This is a genomic window from Winogradskyella ludwigii, from assembly GCF_013403985.1.
Taxonomy (GTDB): Bacteria; Bacteroidota; Bacteroidia; order Flavobacteriales; family Flavobacteriaceae; genus Winogradskyella; species Winogradskyella ludwigii.
The window spans coordinates 18,769-42,899 of the sequence record NZ_JABFDF010000002.1; the positions used below are offsets into that span (position 1 = coordinate 18,769).

General features: G+C 31.5%; 21 protein-coding genes. 10 read left to right on the forward strand and 11 right to left on the reverse strand.

All coding sequences use genetic code 11. The features are described 5' to 3' along the window. Positions 1-65 precede the first annotated feature (65 nt). The 5 genes from dnaX (at position 66) to HM981_RS06050 (ending at position 4,777) form a co-directional block, all read left to right on the forward strand. Complete coding sequence (gene dnaX / locus HM981_RS06030; protein ID WP_179337714.1) at positions 66-1,787, forward strand: DNA polymerase III subunit gamma/tau; 1,722 nt, start codon at positions 66-68, stop codon at positions 1,785-1,787. Positions 1,788-1,848: 61 nt separating this feature from the next. Further along, positions 1,849-2,016 carry a hypothetical protein gene (locus tag HM981_RS06035; RefSeq protein WP_179337715.1) on the forward strand — a complete coding sequence of 56 codons (168 nt, stop codon included), beginning with the start codon at positions 1,849-1,851 and terminating at the stop codon, positions 2,014-2,016. 24 nt (positions 2,017-2,040) lie between these two features. Next, positions 2,041-2,622 carry a hypothetical protein gene (locus HM981_RS06040; RefSeq protein ID WP_179337716.1) on the forward strand — a complete coding sequence of 194 codons (582 nt, stop codon included), beginning with the start codon at positions 2,041-2,043 and terminating at the stop codon, positions 2,620-2,622. Between the two features lie 2 nt (positions 2,623-2,624). Then, positions 2,625-3,206 carry a tRNA-(ms[2]io[6]A)-hydroxylase gene (gene miaE / locus HM981_RS06045; RefSeq protein ID WP_179337717.1) on the forward strand — a complete coding sequence of 194 codons (582 nt, stop codon included), beginning with the start codon at positions 2,625-2,627 and terminating at the stop codon, positions 3,204-3,206. A gap of 35 nt (positions 3,207-3,241) precedes the next feature. After that, positions 3,242-4,777 (forward strand): META domain-containing protein, encoded by a 1,536-nt coding sequence (locus HM981_RS06050; protein WP_179337718.1) that lies wholly within the window; start codon positions 3,242-3,244, stop codon positions 4,775-4,777. Between the two features lie 49 nt (positions 4,778-4,826). Here the strand turns inward: HM981_RS06050 and HM981_RS06055 are convergent, their stop codons facing one another. The 4 genes from HM981_RS06055 to HM981_RS06070 form a co-directional block, all read right to left on the reverse strand. Continuing rightward, the gene (locus tag HM981_RS06055; RefSeq protein ID WP_179337719.1) at positions 4,827-5,357 is read right to left on the reverse strand and encodes a porin family protein; all 531 of its coding nucleotides are present in this window, start codon (positions 5,355-5,357) and stop codon (positions 4,827-4,829) included. A gap of 104 nt (positions 5,358-5,461) precedes the next feature. Continuing rightward, on the reverse strand, positions 5,462-6,367 hold the full coding sequence (locus HM981_RS06060) for a Ppx/GppA phosphatase family protein (RefSeq protein ID WP_179337720.1): 906 nt from the start codon (positions 6,365-6,367) through the stop codon (positions 5,462-5,464). 2 nt (positions 6,368-6,369) lie between these two features. Continuing rightward, a complete protein-coding gene (gene ppk1 / locus HM981_RS06065) occupies positions 6,370-8,424 on the reverse strand; it encodes a polyphosphate kinase 1 (protein WP_179337721.1) in 2,055 nt (684 codons plus the stop codon). Continuing rightward, positions 8,421-8,909, reverse strand: a complete 489-nt coding sequence (locus HM981_RS06070) for a SixA phosphatase family protein (protein WP_179337722.1) — start codon at positions 8,907-8,909, stop codon at positions 8,421-8,423. Before HM981_RS06070 ends, ppk1 begins: the two co-directional genes overlap by 4 nt. Before the next feature lie 600 nt (positions 8,910-9,509). Between HM981_RS06070 and HM981_RS06075 the strand changes: the two genes are divergently transcribed. The 4 genes from HM981_RS06075 (at position 9,510) to HM981_RS06090 (ending at position 18,665) form a co-directional block, all read left to right on the forward strand. Then, positions 9,510-14,717, forward strand: a complete 5,208-nt coding sequence (locus tag HM981_RS06075) for a DUF6923 family protein (protein ID WP_179337723.1) — start codon at positions 9,510-9,512, stop codon at positions 14,715-14,717. A 14-nt stretch (positions 14,718-14,731) separates the two neighbouring features. Then, complete coding sequence (locus HM981_RS06080; RefSeq protein ID WP_179337724.1) at positions 14,732-15,667, forward strand: PorP/SprF family type IX secretion system membrane protein; 936 nt, start codon at positions 14,732-14,734, stop codon at positions 15,665-15,667. A gap of 13 nt (positions 15,668-15,680) precedes the next feature. Continuing rightward, positions 15,681-17,597 carry an OmpA family protein gene (locus tag HM981_RS06085; RefSeq protein ID WP_179337725.1) on the forward strand — a complete coding sequence of 639 codons (1,917 nt, stop codon included), beginning with the start codon at positions 15,681-15,683 and terminating at the stop codon, positions 17,595-17,597. A gap of 165 nt (positions 17,598-17,762) precedes the next feature. Further along, positions 17,763-18,665, forward strand: a complete 903-nt coding sequence (locus HM981_RS06090; protein WP_179337726.1) for a carboxypeptidase-like regulatory domain-containing protein — start codon at positions 17,763-17,765, stop codon at positions 18,663-18,665. Positions 18,666-18,694: 29 nt separating this feature from the next. On the opposite strand, the gene HM981_RS06095 is transcribed toward HM981_RS06090, so the two are convergent. Further along, the gene (locus HM981_RS06095) at positions 18,695-19,192 is read right to left on the reverse strand and encodes a CAP domain-containing protein (RefSeq protein ID WP_179337727.1); all 498 of its coding nucleotides are present in this window, start codon (positions 19,190-19,192) and stop codon (positions 18,695-18,697) included. A gap of 291 nt (positions 19,193-19,483) precedes the next feature. Further along, the gene (pdxH, locus tag HM981_RS06100) at positions 19,484-20,131 is read right to left on the reverse strand and encodes a pyridoxamine 5'-phosphate oxidase (RefSeq protein ID WP_179337728.1); all 648 of its coding nucleotides are present in this window, start codon (positions 20,129-20,131) and stop codon (positions 19,484-19,486) included. 82 nt (positions 20,132-20,213) lie between these two features. Between pdxH and HM981_RS06105 the strand changes: the two genes are divergently transcribed. After that, the gene (locus tag HM981_RS06105) at positions 20,214-20,645 is read left to right on the forward strand and encodes a hypothetical protein (RefSeq protein WP_179337729.1); all 432 of its coding nucleotides are present in this window, start codon (positions 20,214-20,216) and stop codon (positions 20,643-20,645) included. Here HM981_RS06105 and HM981_RS06110 read toward each other — a convergent pair. From HM981_RS06110 to HM981_RS06130, 5 genes are all read right to left on the reverse strand, one after another. Further along, positions 20,632-21,540: a ribonuclease Z gene (locus HM981_RS06110; protein ID WP_179337730.1), complete on the reverse strand. Its 909-nt coding sequence runs from the start codon at positions 21,538-21,540 to the stop codon at positions 20,632-20,634. The two genes, HM981_RS06105 and HM981_RS06110, sit on opposite strands and share 14 nt — an antisense overlap. A gap of 63 nt (positions 21,541-21,603) precedes the next feature. Then, a complete protein-coding gene (locus tag HM981_RS06115) occupies positions 21,604-21,936 on the reverse strand; it encodes a ribonuclease Z (RefSeq protein ID WP_179337731.1) in 333 nt (110 codons plus the stop codon). Between the two features lie 3 nt (positions 21,937-21,939). Beyond that, the gene (locus tag HM981_RS06120) at positions 21,940-22,869 is read right to left on the reverse strand and encodes an aspartate carbamoyltransferase catalytic subunit (RefSeq protein ID WP_179337732.1); all 930 of its coding nucleotides are present in this window, start codon (positions 22,867-22,869) and stop codon (positions 21,940-21,942) included. Positions 22,870-22,934: 65 nt separating this feature from the next. After that, positions 22,935-23,474, reverse strand: coding sequence for a bifunctional pyr operon transcriptional regulator/uracil phosphoribosyltransferase PyrR (pyrR, locus tag HM981_RS06125; RefSeq protein ID WP_179338336.1), 540 nt, complete (start codon positions 23,472-23,474; stop codon positions 22,935-22,937). A gap of 107 nt (positions 23,475-23,581) precedes the next feature. Further along, positions 23,582-24,049 (reverse strand): hypothetical protein, encoded by a 468-nt coding sequence (locus HM981_RS06130; protein ID WP_179337733.1) that lies wholly within the window; start codon positions 24,047-24,049, stop codon positions 23,582-23,584. Positions 24,050-24,131 lie beyond the last annotated feature (82 nt).

Here is a 24,131-nt window from a genome sequence, read left to right on the forward strand (position 1 = left end):
TTGTAATTCAGTTACTTATTTAAGTTTAATAACATCGAAGGATGTTTAATATAGTGCCGTAAATATTGGAACATTTTGTAGTATCAGCTCGTAAATACAGACCACAGACCTTTCAGGATGTTGTGGGCCAGCAAGCTATTACCAATACATTACTCAATGCTATAGAAAACAATCACTTAGCGCAAGCCTTATTATTTACTGGACCAAGAGGAGTTGGTAAAACAACATGTGCTCGTATTTTGTCTAAAATGATAAATAGTGATGGTAACACTTCAGAAGACGAAGATTTTGCCTTTAATATATTTGAACTCGATGCTGCATCTAACAACTCTGTAGATGACATTAGAAGTTTAACTGATCAAGTTAGGATTCCACCACAAGTAGGAAAGTATAAAGTTTATATTATTGATGAGGTACACATGTTATCTCAAGCCGCTTTTAATGCGTTTCTTAAAACATTAGAAGAGCCACCAAAGCACTGTATTTTCATTTTAGCAACAACAGAGAAGCATAAAATTATCCCAACGATATTATCGCGTTGTCAGATTTTTGATTTTAAGCGTATCACGGTTTCAGATGCTAAAGAATATTTAAAATATATTGCCAAAGAACAAGGTGTTACCGCAGAAGATGATGCCTTACACATTATTGCTCAAAAAGCAGATGGTGCTATGCGAGATGCCTTATCTATTTTTGACCGCGTGGTTAGTTTTTCTGGTAAAAACTTAACAAGACAGGCCGTTACTGAGAATTTAAACGTTCTAGATTACGAAACCTATTTTACAAGTACTGACTTTATTTTAGAAAATAAGATTCCTGATTTACTAGTACAATTTAACACCATTCTTTCTAAAGGTTTTGATGGCCATCATTATATTGCTGGTTTAGCCTCTCATTTTAGAGATTTAATGGTTTGTAAAAATCCGGCGACTATTCCATTGTTAGAAGTTGGTGAAGATACGAGCCAGAAATACATGGAACAATCACAGAAAACATCTCATAGTTTTCTCATGGAAGGGATTCGGTTGGCTAATGACTGCGACCTTAAATATAAGACCAGTAAAAATCAACGCTTATTAGTTGAATTAACGCTTATGCAACTTGCCTCTATCACTTTTGATGGAGAAAAAAAAAATCTTAAGCACTTCATAATACCACCTTCGTATTTTAGAGCAAAAGGTATTACTCCTATTCCTGTTACAAAACCTAAAGCGGAAGCTCCTGCAAAAGCTATCGTTTCAAAAGAAGCTGTAATTGCGCAAGCCCCAGTTTCAACAATTCAAAATCCAGTTGTTAATACTCCTAAAATAGCCATAAGTCAGTCTAAAAAGTCCACATCTGGTTTATCCTTAAAAAGCATAAGAGAAAAGCGAGCACATCAATTACGACAAATGGAAGTTGTTATTGACGAAGACAACTTACCAAAACAGCCAGTAAAACAAGAAGCTTTAACAGAAGCTTGGAAAGAGTACACCGCTAAAATGGATCAGAAAGGTGAAAAAATCATGGCGTCTATTTTACAAATGGATATGCCTAAATTAAAAGACACTACCATTTACTTAACATATTCTAATAATACCAATAAAATTGAATTGGAGCGTGCAGAGTTTCCATTAATGGCTTTTTTAAAGAAGAAATTACTGAATTACGACCTTAAATTAGATATTACAGTTAACGAAGAAGTGGCTAAAAAATACGCATTTACGCCTTTAGAGAAATACGAAAAGTTAGCAGAAAAAAATCCTAACCTCGAGGTTTTAAGACAGACTTTTGGATTAGACATATAGTCGATAATGGATATTTATTCCATATGAATTGATATCATTAGAATTTATAAAATCATAACGAATGAAAAAACACCTACCTTTAGTAGTTCTTATGGCTAGTGCGCTTTTAATTATTATCAATTTTATATTTGCAGAAAAATTTGATCGTAGTTTTTGGATATCTACCATATCAAGTCTTTTAATTATTATTTCTATGGTTTTAACCATTAAAGAGCAAAAAAATAAATAATCAATTTATTTAAAAATCAATTAGATGAAACATTTATTAGGACTTTTAATCATCATAATTAGCTTCACGAGCTGCGAAGGCCGAAAAACAAAAAGTCAAGCCTTATCTGAAAGTATACAAAAGTTTAATAAAACTGTTAATTTTGAAACCAACACCTTTATACCAGAAACCTATTTAGAACAAGAAATAGATACGTTAATGAGTAATGGATATCGCGTGAAGATAAAGACCTATGCTGATATGTCTAATGCTGTTCAGTTTTCAAAAATAAAAGACACCATAAACCAACAGACACATTATAGAAATTTCAAGTTTGATATTCTTGTAGAAAAAGAAGGTCAACTCATTTATAAAGAAAGTTTTGATAAACACAAAGCAAATCAACTTTTTGGTTATCGCGATGATTATGTACCAGATTCTCCACTATATGACTTTGATAAACTAGGCGTCTTACAATCTATACAAGTAGATGACGAACCTTCATTAAAAAACACAGTACTTATAGATGTTATTTATGCAATACCAGAAAGCAACCGCTCTGCGATCCATACCCTATTTGTTAATGATAATGGAACTATAAATATGGTACATGTAACACAAAAATAATTATGTTAGGACTAAAATTACCAACCGACCCTAGATGGGTAAATATTGTTGAAAAGAATATTGAAGAGATCTTAACAGATCATGCCTATTGCGAACAAAAAGCTGCAAGTACTGCTATTTCATTAATTGTAGGTTTCCCGGAATACACGGAACTTGTACAAGAAATGGTAGCCTTAGCTACCGAAGAAATGAGCCATTTTAAAATGGTACATGATAGACTCTTAGAAAACGGCTGGACATTGGGAAGAGATAGAAAAGACGATTATGTAATTGCCCTTATAAAGTTTTTTCCTAAAGGAGGCAGCAGAACAACGCAGTTAGTACATCGTTTGCTTTACGCTGCTCTTATTGAAGCACGAAGCTGTGAGCGTTTTAGATTACTATCTGAAGAACTAGAAGACAAAAAACTAGCCAAGTTTTATAAAAAACTGATGATTAGTGAAGCAGGACACTATACGATGTTTTTAAATTTTGCTAGACAATATGGAGACCGAAAAGAGGTTGACGAAAAATGGGATCAACTTCTTGATTACGAAGCTAGTATTATGAAAAACTTAGGAGACAAGGAAACTATTCATGGATAATTTTGTAGCTTTAGCATAATCAAAAGATATTCATTATGAAAAAAATCTACTTAGCCTTTATTTTCTTATCATCAATTTGTTATTCTCAAGACGAAGCATTATTAGGTCAATGGACCATGAATTCATTCTTTGAATTCGATGTCATTTATGAGACCCCTTCCAATCCAATTACAATAGAAATTAATAGTAATAGTATAACGATTCAAAGTTATTGCGGTAACACCTATCTCGATTTATATACAACATCCACCACAGAAAATATTATTGAAATTACTGAATCAAATTGGGACCTCTCTACTTGTAGTGAAGACAACGTCGGTTGGGAAACAGCTATTAGTCTTCTTTTCAATATTAACGATGGAGCTCCTAATGATTTAACTTATAGTATAACCGAGAATGGCACCACCACTTCTTTAGAACTAAACCGTATACTTTTTACCAATGATGAAACACCCGAAGGTGTAACTGGGTACTTTACAAAAATCAATACTCCTAATGAGCAAATAGTTGATAATTGGTATTTAAAATCTGTTACTAAAAATGGGGCAACTTATAACAATGTGTATGATAATTTACCTATTACTTTTACAAATACTAATGACTCGGACAATTACTTAGAATTTTCCGCCTCATCATCGTGTAATTATATAAATGGCTCATATTCTTCAACAGATACTGAGATTACAATTAATCAAGCTACCATCACATTAGCAGATTGCTATAATCAACCTAACGGCATTTACGAGAATTTATATTTACCAGTTTTAACTAATAATTACACTTATCCTAGTATTCACTCTTATGTAATATCTGGTAACGGAGACGAACAAACGTTAACACTTAGTAACGCTAATGGAGATTCAATAGTGTACCAGAAAACAGAAACAAACGCTGTATTAATTAGAGATTGGTATTTACAAGCCGTAACAGATAATGGAATAACATACAACCAACAATCTACAGAATCACCCAGTCTAAATTTTGGATCTGAACCTGATATTATTTTTGGGTTAATTCCCTTTGATGGCACTGGAGTCTGCAACACATTTAATGGAGATTATGATATTTATCTAGGTAATGGAGATGAAATTGATATTTTAAATTTTACACCAACAACAAATGTTTGCGATCCATCTAGCGACTTTGAAAATGCCTATTTTTCATTATTAAATGATGAACCTGCAAATACCTTTAGTTTTGAAATTATAAATAATGGCGAAAATTTAATCCTGACAAGTCTTTCTGCCAGTGAAGATCGTTCTGCTACTGACACCAACACCGTTATAACATTTAGTAAGCAAGTCCTTTCTACAACTAATTTTGATCGTAAAACTCAATTAATAAGCATTATAAAGAATCCTGCTGAGGATAATTTGTTACTAGAAATCTCTGATGATTTATTATTTCAAAATTTAAAGTATTCAATATTTAACACAGAAGGAAAATTAGTTTCAAATTCAGAATTAAATACAACAAGCATAAATATGAACAGCTTATTATCTGGACTTTATTTTATAAGTTTCAGTGCTGATAATGGTACCATACAGACTTTAAAATTTGTTAAAAAATAAAGCCTCAACAAAAGTTAAGGCTTATAAAATATATTGTAAGTGATATGTTTTAGAGTTTTATTCCAAAACCAAATTGCATAACATGATTTTTAGCTTCTAAATCTGTTGAATCTTCATCGAGGATATTAGTGATTCCGTAATAATATCTTACATCAAGAAACAATTCGTCTGTGATCATATATTCTACTCCTGCTACTCCAGAAAATGCAAACGTAGAAAAACCATCTCTATAGCCCCAAGTTTTTAATGCTATTTGTGGTCCGGCGCCTATAGTAAGATCATCAGACAATGCAAATCTTAAAAGAATTGGAAGTTTAATATAATCTGCTCTAAGGTTACGATCTTCTGCACCTTCTGCAGACCATTGTAATTCTGTTAGTAGCGATAAATCATCCGAAAGACTAAAATCTACGAAGCCACCAAAAGCAAAACCATTTCTGTGTTTGTTTTCAAAATTAGCATCTGGATCAAAATCTAAGTTAGATACATTAAGTGCGCCTCTAACTCCATATAGAATATCTTGAGACATTACAATTGATGTTGCCGAAACAAATAATAAGGCAAATAAATATTTTTTCATAATTTTCGATTTGAGAATTCGAAGATAAATTAAATAATAATTTAAGGATAATTTATAGGTTTATTATAAAAAATATCGGTCGAATGGGTTGTTTATTGCTTAATTTATAGCTCTACACTAGAAACAGTTTCAAAATACATACTTTTTATAATACCATCAGAAAGTCCAATTTTTGGTACGTAAATATCTTTTGAACCACTCCATTTCATCGCCGATAAATAAATTCGGGTTGCAGGAATAATAACATCTGCTCTATCTTGATTTAGATTTAACTTTGTTATACGTTCTTCATAAGAATAATTCTGCAACATCTTATAGTAACTGGTTAGATAAAAATAAGTTAACGGCTTACCAGCATCTTTACCTGAGATTTTAAAAATTTTGTTAATGTTACCACCAGAACCTATCAACTCTATTTTATCATACTGCTTAGTATTGTCTTTAATCCAGTACTCTAATTCTTGCCAAGTTTCATTTTTAACAATATCATTTAATAACCTTACTGTTCCTATTTTAAATGACCTAGACTGTTTTTTATCGCCGTTATGGATGATAGAAAACTCAGTACTTCCTCCACCAACATCTACGTACAAATAAGTTTTATTAGGATTTATAAAGGATTGCAAGTCGGTTGCCGCAATAATAGCTGCTTCTTCCTCTCCATCAATAATCTCTATATTTATACCACAAGTTTCTAATATCTTTTCTGATAATGGAATGCTATTTTTAGCCTCTCGCATTGCCGATGTTGCACAAGCTTTATAACGTGTTACTCCATGTGATTTTATAATAAGACTAAACGCTTTCATTGTATCAATCATACGTTCTTGGTTATATTCAGATATTTCACCTTTAAGAAAAACATCTGCTCCCAATCTAATAGGCACACGAACTAAGGAATTTTTTTTAAAAATGGTAGGTTCGTTGTCTTGTTCTATAATATTAGAGATTAATAACCTAACGGCGTTAGATCCAATATCTATTGCTGCATATTTCTGTATTTTCAGCATAATTATCCTTCTAATTTATTTAAATAATACTTGTATGTATCAAATTGAGCCCTTACACTTGGATTGTTATTTCTGCGATAGTAATTATTTTGTTTTTCGTCTATGATACGTGATTTCACATTATCATTCCAACAGATATCAAACAAATGCTGTAACTCGCGTTTAATATCAACATCATAAATAGGGCAACTTACTTCTACTCTATTATCTATATTCCTTGTCATCCAATCTGCAGAAGAAATATAGATTTTGGGATCATTATGATTACAAAATACATATAAACGCGTATGTTCTAAAAACTTATCAATGATACTTATAATTTCAATATTCTCGCTCATACCTTTTACTCCTGGCACCAAACAACAAAGACCTCTGACTATCATTTGTATTTTTACTCCAGCTCTACTTGCCTCGTACAATTTATCAATCATTTTGTAGCTACTTATACTATTCATTTTTAGCTTAATATAAGCTGGCTTACCGTTTTTAGCGCTTTCTATTTCGTTATCAATTAATGCAAATATTCTGCTCTTTGTATAATGAGGTGAGGTTATAATATGTTTGTAGCGATTAACCTTATAATTAGCTTCAAAAAAGTCGAATACTTTATTTACATCTTTCAAAATTTTCGAATTCGCCGTCATTAACGTAAAATCAGTATATATTTTGGCTGTAGATTCATTAAAATTACCAGTACTAATAAATCCGTATCTCACTAACTTATCATTTTCTTCGCGCTCAATAACACACATTTTACAATGTACTTTTAAGCCTGTAACGCCAAATAACATGGTTATGCCTTCATCTTGCATTTGCTCTGCATAATTGATATTCGCAGCCTCATCAAAACGTGCTCTAAGTTCAATTGAAACTGTTACTTTTTTACCATTTTTAGCTGCATTAATTAAAGAACTGGCTACATGAGAAATCTGAGCAAGTCTATAAATAGTAATTTTTATAGTCTTTACTTTGGGATCTAAAGCGGCCTCTCTTAAAAATCTCACGATATATGAAAACGTATGATAAGGCGTATAAACTAAATAATCTTTTTTAGCAATAGTTTTAAAAATACTCTCTTCTAAATTTAAGCCCTTAACGGGAAGTGGTTTAATTTTATCATATAATAAGTCCGTTCTTCCTAAACTTGGAAAACGCATATAGTCTCTCCGGTTATGATAACGTCCTCCTGGAATAATACTTTCTTTTTCGTCTATAGACATATATTTTAAAAGAAAACTTAAAGTGTCTTTATCAATACTCTGATCATAAACAAACCGAACAGGAACACCACTTTGTCTATCTTTTACACTTTCCGACAGTTTATCGATAAAACTCTTACTTAAATCACTATCAAAATCTAACTCACCATCTCTTGTAATCTTAATCATGTGAGCACTAATCGTATCGTAATTAAAGATACTAAAAATATCATCTAAACAATATCTTAAAATATCGTCTACCATAATAATATAGTTATTATCTGTTGTACTTGGTAGCACCACAAAACGATCCATTTCGGAAGAAATTTCAATCAGTGCCACCTGATTTTTCCCGTCTGAGTTCGTCATTTTCACTGTTAAGTACGCAGAAATATCCATAAGATCTGGCAATGCCACATCTTCATTTAGCATAATAACAACCAGAGCTGGACTTAACTCTTGATAAAAATAATTCTTTATAAATTCATGATGAGCCTCATCAATTTCAGTCTCATTTATATGATAAATATTCTCATTTTTAAGCTCAACATCAATTTCTTCTAAAATTTCTAAACTCCGACTCTGATGCTCAATAACAACTTGAGTTATCTCTTCTAAAAGATCTCCTGCTTTAATACCTCCTAATTCAGATTTACCACCTTTTCCTGCTTCATAAATTCGTTTAACAGTTGCATATCGTACTTTAAAAAATTCATCTAAATTATTAGAAAAAATACCTAAAAAACGTAAGCGCTCAATCAGTGGAACATCCTTATCTGCAGCTTCTTGCAGAACCCGTTCATTAAATTTTAACCAACTTAATTCTCTATTAATGTAAACATTTTTGTTTTTTATCATGCTTTTAATTCCTTTGGGAAAATTACAAATTCTGTAATTCCCTGTTTTAAATCTTTCCAATCGTCAATCTCAAAGTTTAGCTTAACTAAGCCACTAGTTGGAAGATTGTCAATATAAGTGTCCCCAAATATATTAGAAATTGACGTGAAAGCATGGTTGTGACCAAAAATCATAACCTCATTAACGTCATTTGGTAATGTTTTTATAAAGTTAATAACATTTTGCCCCTCAAAATCATATAAGTCTTCAACAACGGTAATTTCGCTTTCTGAAATATCAAGTGATTTTAGAAAAATCTTACAAGTACTTAAGGCTCTATTTGCAGGACTTGAAAAAATGGTCTTAGGAATGTCACCTTTAACTCCTAACTCCTTAGAAATCAACTCAGAATCGTTTACACCTCTTGCCTTTAAAGGCCTGTCTCTATCGGTTACATCATGCTCCCATGATGATTTTCCATGTCTAATAAGTATAACTTTTTTCATTTTTATTCGATTAAACGCGTTTTTTTTCGACAAAAGGTTGCGTATGTCCGTTTTGACGAGTATATTGCCCCTTTAACATTGATATTTGGATAACATATTAGTTATAAGTTCTTTTGCAGTAATAAAATGATTTTAAAAACCCCAAATTAATAAATATTTTAATAAATCCATTTTTTGGTATTGTATACCAAGTATTCCCTCCCTCTGAATATTTTAATTATCTAATTTAGGCTAAACCAGTCTAAACCGTAATTATTTTATTTAATTATCGAAAAAAATAAAACATCGCAAAGCGACTATAAAATTTGTTTAATAAATTTAAATAAGAAAGCAAATATTACTATTATATTTGTAATAGGTTTCTTACCTTCTAAATACCAAAGCTTAAAGCTATTAATTATTAAGAGCTTTAGCCAACGATGAAGAGTATTAAACTATTTCTTTTAAATAAAATTGAGAACATAGGTAACAAAATTAATTTAAATGTATATGATTATGTATAGCACAAGTATTTAAATTTTAACAAAACATTTTCATCATTAAAACAGCAAAATCAAATTTTAAAGTAATCATAAACTGGTTAACTTAATAAAGTTCAAAATGAAACACTTATACAGTCCCAAATCAAAAATACCTACGAGACCTATTTTAACCTTAGCGTTAATTATGGTTTTTGTCATGGTAAGTTCTAACGCTTTTAGTCAAGTATTGGCTCCGGTAAAACAAAATACGTCTAATTCTAAACAATTGCCGACTGGTGATCTAAATGCAGCTTCACTTTCTAAAAATTTCCCGCAGTCTAACTACGATGATTTAGAAAGTATGTCAAGAGGAGAAGCAGATCTCAATTTTAATTGTGATGATGGTTTTGGCTATATTCTAACAAACGTAATAACTTCTAATGGATACGTTACAGGTTTATATACATTTGATTTATCTTCAAACACACTTAGTTTAGTTAAAGATCCACTTATCCCGAATACGACAACCTCTCAGTTTGTAAACGCAATTGGTTACAATGTTGTGGATAATTATTTATATGGTTTATTACAACGTAGCAATAAGGTTGTTAAAATTGATAGTAATGGAGATTTAGAATTATTCACCGTTACTGGTTTAACTAATTATACTAGTAATAATTATGCCTCTGGAGATATTGATGAAAACGGCATACTATATATATACGGAAGCAGTAAGTTTGTAGCAATTGATTTAAATCCAACAAGTCCAGATTATTTAATTGCTAATACTGTATTAAATTATTCTGTTACTATTAATGACATGGCTTTTAGTCCTGTTGACAATAACTTGTACATGTTAACTAGTACAGGATCACGATCATTATTAAAATTTGATACAACAACAAATACAATAAGTACTATAGGACAAGTATCTGGTTTAGAGTCAGAAACTCATAATTCTTTTGGTACAGCTTACATGGATGCTCTAGGTAACATGTATGTAGCAAATAATAATTCAGGAAATACTTATAAAATAGGAACACCTCACTTAGGTGGTTTAACAGCGACTTATTACAGTAATCTACCTGGCGTTAGTCCTGGTGATGGTGCGCGTTGCCCTTCGCAACCTACAAAACCAATGGCAAACCCTGACGATATATGTTTTACTTCAGATATGTCGGATGTTATAATAAATGTTGCTGCTAATGATTCTGAAGGAACTTACGCTATAGATCCAGCATCTGTTCAACTTATTGATCCTGCAACTTCAGTGGCTTCAAGTTCTGTAACTGTTGCTGGTCAAGGTACCTTTACCATAGGCGCTAACGGCGAGGTAACTTTTGAAGCTTTATCTACTTTTACAGGAACGTCTATTGAATATACTATTTTAGATGTTATTGGATATTCTTCTAATATAGGTCTGATTACAATTAATTTAAATAATACTGAAGCACCAACAGGTGAAGCAACTCAAGAATTTTGTGAGAACGAAAATGCTACAATAGCAGATTTAGAGGTTACGGGAAATAATATCACGTGGTACTCTAGTTCTAACAATAATACAGCGTTAGATTCTAATGCGACTTTAAATGATGGCACTACTTATTATGCCTCTCAAACAAACTCTGAAGGATGTGAAAGCACAGAACGATTAGCCATTACAGTTAATTTTAGTGACGACATGACTTTGGTTAGTCCTGAAGAAACAAGTTGCGTTGCTGTCGGCGGAACTCTATATACAATTGAAGCTACGTTTACTGGTACAGCTCCTTTTACAGCTTCTGGAGATGGACAATCAGGAACATTTACGGATAATAACGATGGTACTACTACTTGGATTTCTAGTGAAATTGAAAGTTCTGTTGAAACTTATAATGTTACAATATCTGATCAGTGTGGATCTCTAGTTCTAACAGGTTCTTCACCTGCTGAATGTTTAAATACACCTTTTGATTGTGACGATGGTTTTGCTTATATTATTGTTAATGAAAGAGACAGTCAAAATGATTTTGTTTCGGGGTTATATTCTTATGATTTAGCAACACATACGCAAACCTTAATAAAAGCTCCATTAATTGAAGACACCTCAGTATCTCAATTTGTTAACGGCATAGGTTATAATACTTTAGATAATAATATTTATGGTTTACAACAATTCACCAATAATATTGTAAAAATTGACGCCTCTGCGAATGTTGAGTTTCTTCCTATTACTGGTTCATTTACTATTGGAGATTACAGTTCTGGAGATATAGACGATAATGGGATGTTAGTTTTACATGGTGAGAACAAATTTGTTTCTATTGACTTAAACCCGTCAAGCCCTAATTACCTAACAGCTACAACATTATTAAACTATACTGTAAATATTAATGATATAACACACAATCCTGTAGATGGAAATTTCTACATGGTTACAAGTACAACTAACAGAAAGTTATTGCGTTTTAATACCAATACTAATACAGTAGATGACCTTGGTTTAGTAACTGGGTTAAGTTCAGAGACTAATAACTCTTTTGGAACCGCTTACATGGATATACTTGGAAATATGTTTATAGCAAACAACAGTTCAGGGAATATTTATAGGATTGCTACACCACACACAGGGAATTTGGTAGCAACACTATTTAGTAGTCTAATTGATGTACAACCTGGAGATGGTGCTCGATGCCCTTCTCAGTTAGTAACTCCAATGGCTGATGATGATTCTATTTGCTTTATTGAAGAAAACACAGAAATTGAAATCAATGTTTTAGAAAATGATAGTGAAGGAACTTACAGCATAGATCCTAACTCTGTTCTACTTATAGATCCAATTACATTAACACCTACTAATACAGTAACTATTTCTGGACAAGGAACATTTACTGTTGGTAGCAATGGCATTGTAGTCTTTGAAGTTTTACCAAGTTTTACTGGAGCCTCTGTAGAATATACAATTGCAGATATCATTGGATCCATATCATCGCCTGCAACTATTACAGTGAGTTTAAATGAAACTCCAATGCCTACTGGAGATGATGTTCAAGAGTTTTGTGCATCTAGTGAACCTACAATTGCTAATCTAAATGCTACTGGAGAAAACATACAATGGTATACTGACGAAACTAGCACATCACCAATCGATTCTACAGAAATGTTAGTTGATGGGGAAACTTATTACGCAACTCAAACTACTTCTGAAGGTTGTGAGAGTATAGAAAGATTAGCTGTAACCGTTAATTTCACTGCGGACATTACCTTGGTAACTACCGAAGCATTAGAATGTTCAGATGATGGTTCTACATATACCATAGTTGCTACATTTACAGGGTCTGTACCTTTTACAGCAAATGGTAATGGTCAACCTGGTACTTGGGTTACTAACAGTAACGATACATTTACTTGGACTTCTGATGCAATTTCAGGTGATCAACCATATAATGTTGAAATACAAGATGTAAATTCTTGTAATACAATTACCTTATCAGGAGAAGCAGCTATATGTTGTGAGTTTGAAGTTACTTGTCCTACTTTCGAGGAAACTACTTTAGAGTGTTACGGAGATTTACCTTCTCAAATAGCTTACACAACTGCAGAGTTTGAAGCCTTAGGAAATGGTGATGGTACAATAGGAAATAATCCTTGTGGAGTCATTGAAATTACGGCTCAAAATAGTAGCGATCAAGGTACTTGTGAACAAACAATTACACGTACTTACACGATTACCTCATACGAAGACACCAATGCAAATGGAATTCATGATGAGAATGAAACTACAATTTTAAATAGTGAAGAATGCACACAGTTAATTGTTGTAAGCGATACCACAGTACCTACTTTTTCAGTACCTGCTAATATTACAATAGAATGTGATGCTGATATTTCTGATTTAACTTTAACTGGTGATGTTACTGACGAAGCTGATAACTGTGCTACGGATCTTGAAGCGACTTTTACTGATAGTATAGTTGACGGGATTTGTCCTGGTTCAACAATTATTACAAGAAATTGGTCTTTAACTGACGATTGTAATAACACTACAACTTTTGCTCAAACCATTACAATTATAGACACAACAGCACCAACCTTTTCAGTTCCTGCGGATATCAGTTTAGAATGTGATGTTGATGTTACGGATTTAGCCTTAACTGGTGATGTTACTGACGAAGCAGATAATTGTGCTTCTAATCTAGAAGCTACTTATTCTGATAGTGTTGCAGACGGAACTTGTCCATCAATTTCTATTATAACAAGAACTTGGTCTTTATCTGATGATTGTGATAATACAACAAGTTTTATTCAAACTATTACAATCCAAGATACAACTGCACCAGTATTTAATGAAACATTACCAGCTGATTTAAATGCTGAATGTGATGCTGTACCTTCAGCAGAAACATTAACTGCTACTGATAGTTGTGGTACTGCAGATGTTGTTTTTGTAGAAGAAATTACAAATGGATCTTGTGATAGTGACTATATTATAGAGCGTAAATGGACAGCAACAGATACTTGCGGAAATGAAGCGATACATATTCAAATAATAACTGTTCAAGATAATAGCGCTCCTACACTATCAGGCTCGCTTGACACAACTTTAAACGTTACTTGCGATAGTATTCCTGTAGTACCTAGTTTAGTATTTGAAGATTCATGCTCAAGTAATATAGCTGTATCATTTAACGAGACAACTAATCAGGCTGATGGTGTTGACACTTATAATATTATTAGAACTTGGACGGCTTCAGATGATTGTGGTAACGAAGGTATATTTACTCAAACTATCACTGTAGAATTAAGTAATGTAATAGAAGCGACAGATGCAAACCGTTGTATACTTGATACTGAATTTGATCTGTTCGATTTATTATCTGGAGATTTTAATATGAATGGAACATGGAGTGTTACTTCTGGTGATGCTAATATTAATGGAAGTTTATTTGACCCTTCTACTGCAGAAGTTGGTGTTTATACTTTTATGTACAGTATTTCAGATGACCTTTGTTCTTCAGAAATAGAAGTAAATGTAACCTTAGATGATGATTGTGTTGTATTAGCATGTGGAGAAGATGATGTTGTAATATCTAAAACAGTTACTGCAAATGGAGATGCTTACAATGAGTTCTTCGCCATTACTGGTGTTGAAGATTGTGGATTTGTAATAGAGCTTCAGATCTTCAATCGATGGGGAGCTGAAATTTACAAGTCTAATAATTACTTAAACAATTGGAATGGAGATGCACACAGTTCTTCTGTAGGTAGCTCTGGAAAAGTTCCAACAGGTACATATTATTATATTATTAATCTAAAAAATAGTGGATTAGCACCTATTGCAGGTCCTATCTACGTAGCCACAAATTAATTAAAACTTAACCGATGAAGTTATCAAAAATTATAAGTATTGCGATACTAGTTTTGAGTGGTTCTACTGTCTTTGCTCAGCAGCTACCTCAATTTACGCAATATATGTTTAACACCATTTCTATTAATCCCGCTTATGCTGGTAGTAGAGAAACACTAAGTGTTGTGGGTTTACATAGAAGTCAATGGGTTGGTTTAGATGGAGGACCAGAAACACAAACATTATCTATTCATGCTCCTTTGCGTAATGAAAACATGGGATTAGGAGTATCCTTTATCAATGATAAATTAGGATATGAAAATTTCTCATACCTCTATGCAGATTACTCATATACTATTAAAGCTACAGAAAACGTAAAATTAGCCTTTGGTATTAAAGGTGGATTAACGCATTATAGCCTAGACGAAGAATTACTAACAGATCCTTCTGTGGTAAACGATCAATTTTTCAATGATGTATCTAACCGTTGGAGTCCAAATTTTGGAGCTGGTTTATATCTTCATTCATCACGTTGGTATCTTGGTTTATCTGCACCGAGAATTTTAAATACAGATTATAACAACGGAGGTAGTGGTTCTGTAGACTATGTTGCTCTAGAACGTATTAGTTATTACTTTACAGGTGGTTATGTTTTTGATTTAAGTAATAGTGTTAAATTAAAACCATCAGCATTACTAAAAGCAACAAACGGAGCGCCTTTATCTTTTGATCTTTCTGCAAACTTTCTCTTCAATGATAAAGTTTGGTTAGGCGGAGCATACAGAGTTAATCAATATACTGCTGCTATTGGTGGTATTGCAGATTTTCAAATATCAAAACAATTAAGAATTGGTTACGCTTACGAGTATCCACTTTCAGATATTAGACCTTACACAAGTGGTACACATGAAGTATTACTAATGTTTGAAGTCTTTAAAAGTAAACGTATTAAATCGCCAAGATATTTCTAAAAAGACCCCAATTATGAAGATCAAAATATTAGCGCTCGTTATAATTTTAAGCAGTTCGTTTTCTTTTGCACAAACAAAATTAGCGGATAAATTCTTTGAGAATTATGGTTACGTTAAAGCCATAGAATTATATGAAAAAGCTGTTGACAAAGGAGATAAAAGTGCACACGTACTAACCCGTTTAGGTGATGCCTATTATAATAACTCTAACTCTGAAAAAGCGGCCTATTGGTACAATGAAGCTTTAACAGAACATAGTAATATTGAAGCAGAGTATATTTATAAATATATTCAATCACTAAGAAGTGTTGGAAAATACGAAGAAGCAGATGTTTGGTTTAAAAAACTAAGCGACGCACAGCAAGGAGATAGTAGACTTAAAGGTTATAATCCTGATGAAGTTGACATTTTTGATAAATTAACTTCAAAGAATGATGACCTTATAGTAACCATTGAAAATTTACCATTCAATTCGGAAAATTCAGATTTTGGATCTTATGTGTTTAACAATACACTTTACTTTGCCTCTGCTAACAGTGATGACAAAAAAGTATATAATTGGAATAAAGAACCTTTTCTAGATATTTTACAAATTGAACTTAAAGATGAAGAAGACGGTACACAATCTTATGGTACTCCTACTGAAATCGAAGCCGATAAAATAAATACCAATTATCATGAAGCTTCTATTGCTATTACAAATGATGGTAAAACTATGTATTTCACTAGAGATAATACATCTAAACGTAATAGACTTAAATACGATAAGGAAGGTACAACACATCTAAAACTATATAAAGCAACTTTAGTTGATGAGCAATGGTCAGATGTTGTAGAATTACCATTTAATGACGAATTGTTTTCAACAGGTCATCCCGCTTTAAGTCCAGATAATAAAACATTATACTTTGTATCTGATCGTGAAGGTGGCATTGGACAGACTGATATCTATTCAGTTGTAATTAATTCTGATGGCACATATGGTACTCCAGAAAATTTAGGAGATACCATAAATACTGAAGGAAGAGAAATGTTTCCTTACATAAGTAATGATGGTACATTCTACTTTTCTTCAGATGGACATTTAAACTTAGGCTTATTAGATATTTTTAAGTCTAATATCTTAACAGAAGAAGCAACCTCAGAACCTATAAACCTTGGAGCACCATTTAATAGTGGTTATGATGACTTTGCATATTTCATAAATAGTGAAACTAAAAAAGGATTCTTCTCTTCTAATAGACCAGGTGGTAAAGGAAGTGATGATATTTACAGTTACACAATAAATGAATGTAAACAAGTAATTACAGGTACGGCTAAAGAAGAAGGTACAGATATTATCCTTAGTGGAGTTACAGTACAATTAATTGACGAAACAGGTAAAATAATTGAAGAAGTTACAACGACTGAAGATGGTATGTATACTTTTGATGTAGATTGTGGTAAGCCTTATACTGTATTAGGTAGCAAGCCTGATTATAAGGATGACAAAAAATCTATTACTACAGATAAAGAAAACGAAAAGGTTAATACTTTAGATTTATCTCTAAGTTCTTTAATTAAAAATAATCAAATTGTAATTAATCCAATATTCTTTGATTTTGATAAATCAAATATTAGAACTGATGCAGAATATGAATTAGAAAACATCGTAGATGTTCTACGTAAGCATCCTGAAATGGTTATTAAAATTGAATCTCATACAGATAGTAGAGGTCGTGATCGCTATAACTTGAAACTATCAGATAGGCGTGCTAAATCTACTAGAGATTATCTTTTATCAAGAGATATCGCTACAAATAGAATAGAAAGCGCTATTGGTTATGGTGAAACTCAACTTTTAAATGACTGTGGCAATAATTCTAATTGTACTGCAGAAGAGCACCAATTAAATAGACGTTCATATTTCTATATTATAGATCAAGAATAATAGTCTATTCTAATAATGAATTGTAATAAAAGCAAGCTTGTAAAGAGCTTGCTTTTTTTTGTGTTTATTTTTTACGCATGACTATTGAATAAAATTAAATCCAATATGTTTCAAAATAATAGTTTTAAATATCGTTTTTTTTATATTGAATAAAACCTATTAAAAATGAAGTACATATTACCATTCATAGTATTATGGTTATCCCCTACCTCACAATCCCAAACTTTAAAAGGAACCGTTTTAGACAGTCTTTCTAAGAAACCATTATCCTATGCCAACTTTGTAATAAAAGGTAAAAATATAGGTGCTTATAGCGATGAATTAGGCAACTATAGCATATCTATTATAAAAGTATCCCGTAAAGATACTCTAGTGGTGTCCTTAATAGGTTATCACCCTCAAAAAATTAGTTTAGCAGACTTCATAGGTTCCAAAAATCTAAATTATAATTTTGAACTTTCACCTAAAACAGAACAATTAGAAGAAGTTTTTATACTCAATAAAGCGAAGACCTATTATAATCATTCTATAAAACTAACAACAGGAAATAGAAACCAAGTTTTTCCTGCTACAATACCTTTTGGTTACGAAACAGCAACCTTAATTGAAAATCCAAAACAAAAAAAAGGAAAGCTAATTGAGCTACACATAAAATTTAAGGATTCTAGTAGAGAGCTCTACGAAACACATCAAACGTATTACAGATTGGCTTTTTATACTATTAATGATTTAGGATTTCCTGGCCAACTCTTATATTATGAAAGCATAATTATAAAACCAGAAATAGATAAAAAAAATTATAAATTTGATTTAGAAGATAAAGCTATACCTTTTACAGAAAAAGGCATCTTTGTTAGTCTCGAAACGGTAAAACCAGACAACGTAAAACTAAAAAGCTCGATGTATCTTACAACACCTAGTCTTCTTCATACGCATACTAAAAAGGCATTAAAGTATACCCGATTTGGCTCTAATGATTGGTCTCTAAAATCTAGGAAATCTGTTTTTAAAAAGAGATTATTTGCTGTTCCTTTTTTAAAATTAAATATAGTATATGAGAAGGATTAGATAAAACTCAACACTATTAAACTATACTATTATCGCTTAATAAACATATTTGTAAAATACCATTTACCATTGCTATTTTGCTCAGCAGACACATCAAAATCTGTAAAATCACCAATAATATTATCTAAATGACTAGGACTAGCTATCCAAGCATTTACAACTGATTGTGCTGAACTAAAACCATAAGCTACATTTTCTGAAACAACATTAGCATCTGCATTTTCTTGTAAACTTTGTTTTCTTAAAAAGAAATTATCGTGAGATACATTATCAACTTCTATCATGTAATCTGTATGTGTAGAAGCAACAGCTTTAACCGTAGGGTGATGTTGTAAAGCACTTAAACCTTCATTGATTCTATAAGCATTAATAAGACTCATAATTTCAATCTCAATGTCTTTAGCATCTGGAGCAACAGGAACTTCAATTGAGTTTAAAGCTTCGTCTTCCATAGTGTCTTTAGCACAAGATGTAAAACTAAAAAGTGTAATAATAGCTAAGATAGGGACTAGTTTAGCGATTCTCATAATGTAGGTTATTTAGGTTTGGGAATACTAAATTAACCACACATTTTTGTTTAACTGTTAATAAAACGTTAAAATCGGTAAACAGCATGTAGTTTGTCGATATTTAATGTAAATCATCGATTAAATACACTTTACAAACTAAATATTATGTTTTTAAACATGTAAATAATGTATTTCGTCGATTATTCGGTATTGCGATTTTTAAAATAATGAGGCCTAATAAAAAGATCTTATTCTTAGATAAAGACAACCGATAATTCTAATATAAGATCTCAAATTAGCCAAATTAAATTATGGTGCTAACCGCTCTAATTTCCAATTATAGTCTTCTTGTAATTGGTAACGAATTCTATCGTGAAGTCGGTTTGGTCTACCTTGCCAGAATTCTAGTTCTACTGGCTTAATAATAAATCCTCCCCAATTATTCGGTCGTTCTATTTCTTTACCTTCAAATTTTAATTCTAAAGCTTTTAATTTATTTTCTAATTCTGCTCTATCTTTAACAACTTCACTTTGATTAGAAGTAATAGCACCTAATTGACTTCCTCGAGGTCTAGATTCAAAATAACCATCACTTAAGTTTTCTGCAATTTTTTCGGCTTTACCTTTAATTATAATTTGGCGTTCTGCAGAGTGCCAAAAGAAGGATAAACAGACATTGGGATTTGCTAGAATCGCTTTTCCTTTTTCACTATTGTAATTGGTATAAAAAATAAAACCTTCGTGTGTGTATTTTTTAAGCAGCACTACTCTACTCTTTGGGTAACCATCTAAACCTATTGTAGAAATAGTCATAGCGTTGGTTTCATCGACATTAAAATGGCTATCTACTTCTACAAACCAATTTCTAAATAGCTCAATTGGGTTCTCTGGTACATTATCTAATAATAATTCTCCTTTTTCGTAAGATTTTCTATAATTACCTAAGTCTGCATTCATTACAAATTTATTTAAAATTTTATTCCTTTTTTATTTTTTCAATTACAATATTCCCTATAAATTTAAGCATAAAAACACATAAATGAGATTTGAAGACAGTAAATATTCTAAGCGTTTTACATATAAAAAAGAAGTATTTTCATTTGGAACACTATATGTTACAGAGCAATTTTTACTATCAGAGATAAATGAAGGTGTTCATGTAGATATTAACATTGCTACCGAGTTAATATCTAGATTTAATGACCATATTATGAAAGGTGTAAAAATTGGTTATATCGCTAACCGTTATAACTCATACTCTTTTGATCCACAACTTTGGGTTGATTTCAATAATGAATACGATATTTTTGTTGCCGCTGCAATTGTAACGTACTCTAACTTTAGCTATCTCAATGCTTCTTTAGAAAAAGAATTTTTTAGTAAAAGTTTAAAACGCTGTAAGAGTTTAGATGAAGCCGTTGAATGGATTTTAGATTTAAATGAATTTAAAATTGAGGCTAATCAAAATTAAATGCTTTACCATCTTTAGACAGTAATACATTTTCAAACACCATTTTTGCTTCAGATTTAAATTCTTTATAGCTATTATAACGTGTAGAATAATGTCCTAATATTAATGTACCAACATTAGCTTTTTTGGCTATCGTAGCGGCCTGCTTTGCTGTACTGTGTTTTGTTCTTGCACAAAGCGATTCATTTTTATCTAAAAAAGTAGACTCATGGTACAAAACTGAACAGTCTTTAATAATTGGAATGATATCTTCATTATAAATAGTATCACTACAAAACGCATAACTTTTTGCTGGTATCGGATCTTTAGTTACTTTTTTGTTACTAATTAAAATGCCGTCTTCATTTTCTACATCAAAGCCTTGTTTTAATTTCCTGAAATATGCTTTATCAATATTAGCTTCGGTTACTAAATTAATATCAATTTTACGCTCATTCTCTTTTTCTTGGAATAGAAACCCATTTGTGTAAATGCGGTGTTTTAAAGGAATCGTATGAACTTCAACTTTATCATCTTCGTAAATTAATTCAGATGTTTTAGAACTTAACTCATGAAAAATAAGTTGGTACTTTGTCCAACTATCCGATAGTTTCATTTGAAGCGTTATCACTTCTTTTAATCCTTTTGGTGCATAAATATGAAGTTCTGTTTCACGAGTTAATAAACCAAATGTGCTTATTAAGCCTGTTAAACCTAAATAATGATCTCCATGAAGATGTGAAATAAAAATATGTTTAATGCGTGAAAACTTAACCTTATTACGTCTTAACTCTACTTGTGTACCTTCTCCACAATCAATCAAAAACATATGGTTCTTAATCTCTAAAACTTGTGACGTTGGATTTATATTAATACCAGGTGTTGCACTATGACAGCCAAGAATAGTTAATTTCATTAAATATTTTTTTCTTAAATATTAAGGTATTGAAATCTTTTAAAGCAGACGAATAAATGGTTTTTAAAACCCTAAATCACGCTCTATATCTTCCATTTCAATAATGTCGTAAGCTTCTTGCATTGTTGGCACTACAACGATTTCATCTGGAACACTGTCTAAATCCACTTTTTCAGAAACTATAACAAAGCTCTTTTTAGATCCACGATGATTATTACTTAAACGTAAAAATTCAATAATATCTTCTAATGAAATTTCATCTAAACTAGACAATTTAACAATAAGATGATAATTTTCATATTCAGCATATCCTTCCTCTATTTTACTAACTAAAGATGTAACAGATGCTTTTTCTTGAGTAATTATGGTAATATTTTGGTCTCTATCTATGATCATATGCTATTGTTTTATTTTAGATGCTAAAAGATAAATTACTGCCATTCTTACAGCAACACCATTTTCTACTTGATTTAATATAATGGCTTGTTTAGAATCTGCAACATCACTTGTAATTTCTACACCACGATTTATAGGCCCTGGATGCATAATTACAATCTCTTTCTCTAAGCTATCTAATAGTTCTTTATTAACTCCGTATTGTTGCTTATACTCTCTTGTTGAAGGAAAATAACTAATATCCATACGTTCATTCTGCACACGTAACATATTAGCAACATCACACCATTCTAAAGCTTTTTTAAGATTGGTTTCTACTTTAACACCTAAATCTTTAATATATTTTGGCAATAATGTCTTTGGTCCGCAAACCATAACATTAGCTCCTTGTAATTGAAGTGCGTATATATTTGAAAGTGCAACACGACTATGCAAAATATCTCCAACAATAACTACATTTTTCCCTTTTACACTTCCTAATTTTTCTCTAATAGAATACGAATCTAACAAGGCTTGTGTGGGATGCTCATGTGCTCCATCTCCTGCATTAATAATACTTGCATTTACATGTTTTGAAAGAAATACTCCAGCTCCAGGATTTGGATGACGCATAACAACCATATCTACTTTCATAGATAATATGTTATTAACGGTATCTATAAGTGTTTCTCCTTTTTTAACTGAAGATTGCGATGCTGAAAAATTAATAACATCTGCTGACAAACGTTTTTCTGCCAACTCAAACGATAATTTAGTACGCGTAGAATTTTCGAAAAACAGATTTGCTATGGTAATATCTCTTAATGATGGTACTTTTTTTATAGGTCTATTAATAACCTCTTTAAACTGATCTGCAGTTTCAAAAATAAGGTCGATATCTTCTTTGGTAAGATATTTAATTCCTAATAAGTGATTGACACTTAATTCGCTCATTTTTTTATTGGCTTTTGGCTATAAGCTTATTAGCTTTTAGCGATTCTCTATATGTATTAAAAATTTTATTTATCTACCAAATAAACAGCATCTTCTCCTTCATTCTCAACCCACTTTACTTTTACTTTCTGGTTGTCAATAGCATCAACTTGTCGTCCTCTATAATTGGGCTGAATTGGTAAATGACGACTAAAACGTCTATCTATTAAGGTCAATAACTCAATATCTTTTGGCCTTCCAAACGATTGGATAGCTGTTAGTGCAGATCTAATACTTCGACCTGTATATAAGACATCATCAATAAAAACCACGTTTTTATCTTCGACAATAAAATCTATAATAGTAGTATTTGCTTCTAAGGGTTTCTCGCCTCTTCTAAAGTCGTCTCTAAAAAATGTGATATCTAAATGACCGAGTTCAATATCTTTAATCTGATATTCTTCAGTTAATATTTTTGCTAATCTATTGGCTAAAAATTTCCCTCTAGGTTGAATACCTATTAAAACGGTTTCAGAAAAATCGTCATGATTTTCAATAAGTTGACAAGCCAATCTATGAAGGGTAATATTAACTTCTTTTGAGTTTAGTAGTACTTTATGACTCATATAGTTTCCAAGCATTGTTGGTTTACAAAGTTAGGATAAAAATCTTTGTTTGCAATGGTTATTCTTGCAAAGGCGCAGAGTAGGAAAGATAACAATACAGGAATCGATTAAGTAGTCTTCTTTTTTATTCTGAATATTAAAATACTAACCAATGTTCCAACAACGAACCCTAAGAATAGAAAATATTCAAAATAAAATTCATTAATAGGATATGTTAATTTTGTTTCAGCCAAAAAGTCTACACTCGATAAAAATTTTAACTCTCTATTTATATAAAACACTCTTAAAAGCCAAGATATAATTCCGGTTCCAATTAATAAACCTACAGCAATTACACCTTTGTAAAAAAAATGAATCTTAGTAATTTTTCGAATAATTAAATAAAGAATTGGAACGGCCCCAATAGCGAGTGAAAATAATAAATTGGAATAAAATTGTTTTGAAACCAACCTGTTTTCAAAAATTACATTATCCGTTTTAACCATAGCATATGAAAATTCCATAAACGATTTTTGAATAAAGAATCCAACAATGATAAATGCCAATATTGCTATTATATATTTTACAACTCTCATAAATATTAAATTATAAATATAAAAAAAAGCCTCCCGAAAATCGAGAGGCTTTAATTTATAGATTAATGAGATTCCTTTTTTC

What these genes read in the sequence shown, in the direction of transcription:
- HM981_RS06035 (WP_179337715.1), top strand. Translation starts at nt 1,849, where the DNA reads ATGAAAAAACACCTACCTTTAGTAGTTCTTATGGCTAGTGCGCTTTTA.
- HM981_RS06040 (WP_179337716.1), top strand. Translation starts at nt 2,041, where the DNA reads ATGAAACATTTATTAGGACTTTTAATCATCATAATTAGCTTCACGAGC.
- miaE (WP_179337717.1), top strand. Translation starts at nt 2,625, where the DNA reads ATGTTAGGACTAAAATTACCAACCGACCCTAGATGGGTAAATATTGTT.
- HM981_RS06050 (WP_179337718.1), top strand. Translation starts at nt 3,242, where the DNA reads ATGAAAAAAATCTACTTAGCCTTTATTTTCTTATCATCAATTTGTTAT.
- HM981_RS06055 (WP_179337719.1), bottom strand. Translation starts at nt 5,357, where the DNA reads ATGAAAAAATATTTATTTGCCTTATTATTTGTTTCGGCAACATCAATT.
- HM981_RS06060 (WP_179337720.1), bottom strand. Translation starts at nt 6,367, where the DNA reads ATGCTGAAAATACAGAAATATGCAGCAATAGATATTGGATCTAACGCC.
- ppk1 (WP_179337721.1), bottom strand. Translation starts at nt 8,424, where the DNA reads ATGATAAAAAACAAAAATGTTTACATTAATAGAGAATTAAGTTGGTTA.
- HM981_RS06070 (WP_179337722.1), bottom strand. Translation starts at nt 8,909, where the DNA reads ATGAAAAAAGTTATACTTATTAGACATGGAAAATCATCATGGGAGCAT.
- HM981_RS06075 (WP_179337723.1), top strand. Translation starts at nt 9,510, where the DNA reads ATGAAACACTTATACAGTCCCAAATCAAAAATACCTACGAGACCTATT.
- HM981_RS06080 (WP_179337724.1), top strand. Translation starts at nt 14,732, where the DNA reads ATGAAGTTATCAAAAATTATAAGTATTGCGATACTAGTTTTGAGTGGT.
- HM981_RS06085 (WP_179337725.1), top strand. Translation starts at nt 15,681, where the DNA reads ATGAAGATCAAAATATTAGCGCTCGTTATAATTTTAAGCAGTTCGTTT.
- HM981_RS06090 (WP_179337726.1), top strand. Translation starts at nt 17,763, where the DNA reads ATGAAGTACATATTACCATTCATAGTATTATGGTTATCCCCTACCTCA.
- HM981_RS06095 (WP_179337727.1), bottom strand. Translation starts at nt 19,192, where the DNA reads ATGAGAATCGCTAAACTAGTCCCTATCTTAGCTATTATTACACTTTTT.
- pdxH (WP_179337728.1), bottom strand. Translation starts at nt 20,131, where the DNA reads ATGAATGCAGACTTAGGTAATTATAGAAAATCTTACGAAAAAGGAGAA.
- HM981_RS06105 (WP_179337729.1), top strand. Translation starts at nt 20,214, where the DNA reads ATGAGATTTGAAGACAGTAAATATTCTAAGCGTTTTACATATAAAAAA.
- HM981_RS06110 (WP_179337730.1), bottom strand. Translation starts at nt 21,540, where the DNA reads ATGAAATTAACTATTCTTGGCTGTCATAGTGCAACACCTGGTATTAAT.
- HM981_RS06115 (WP_179337731.1), bottom strand. Translation starts at nt 21,936, where the DNA reads ATGATCATAGATAGAGACCAAAATATTACCATAATTACTCAAGAAAAA.
- HM981_RS06120 (WP_179337732.1), bottom strand. Translation starts at nt 22,869, where the DNA reads ATGAGCGAATTAAGTGTCAATCACTTATTAGGAATTAAATATCTTACC.
- pyrR (WP_179338336.1), bottom strand. Translation starts at nt 23,474, where the DNA reads ATGAGTCATAAAGTACTACTAAACTCAAAAGAAGTTAATATTACCCTT.
- HM981_RS06130 (WP_179337733.1), bottom strand. Translation starts at nt 24,049, where the DNA reads ATGAGAGTTGTAAAATATATAATAGCAATATTGGCATTTATCATTGTT.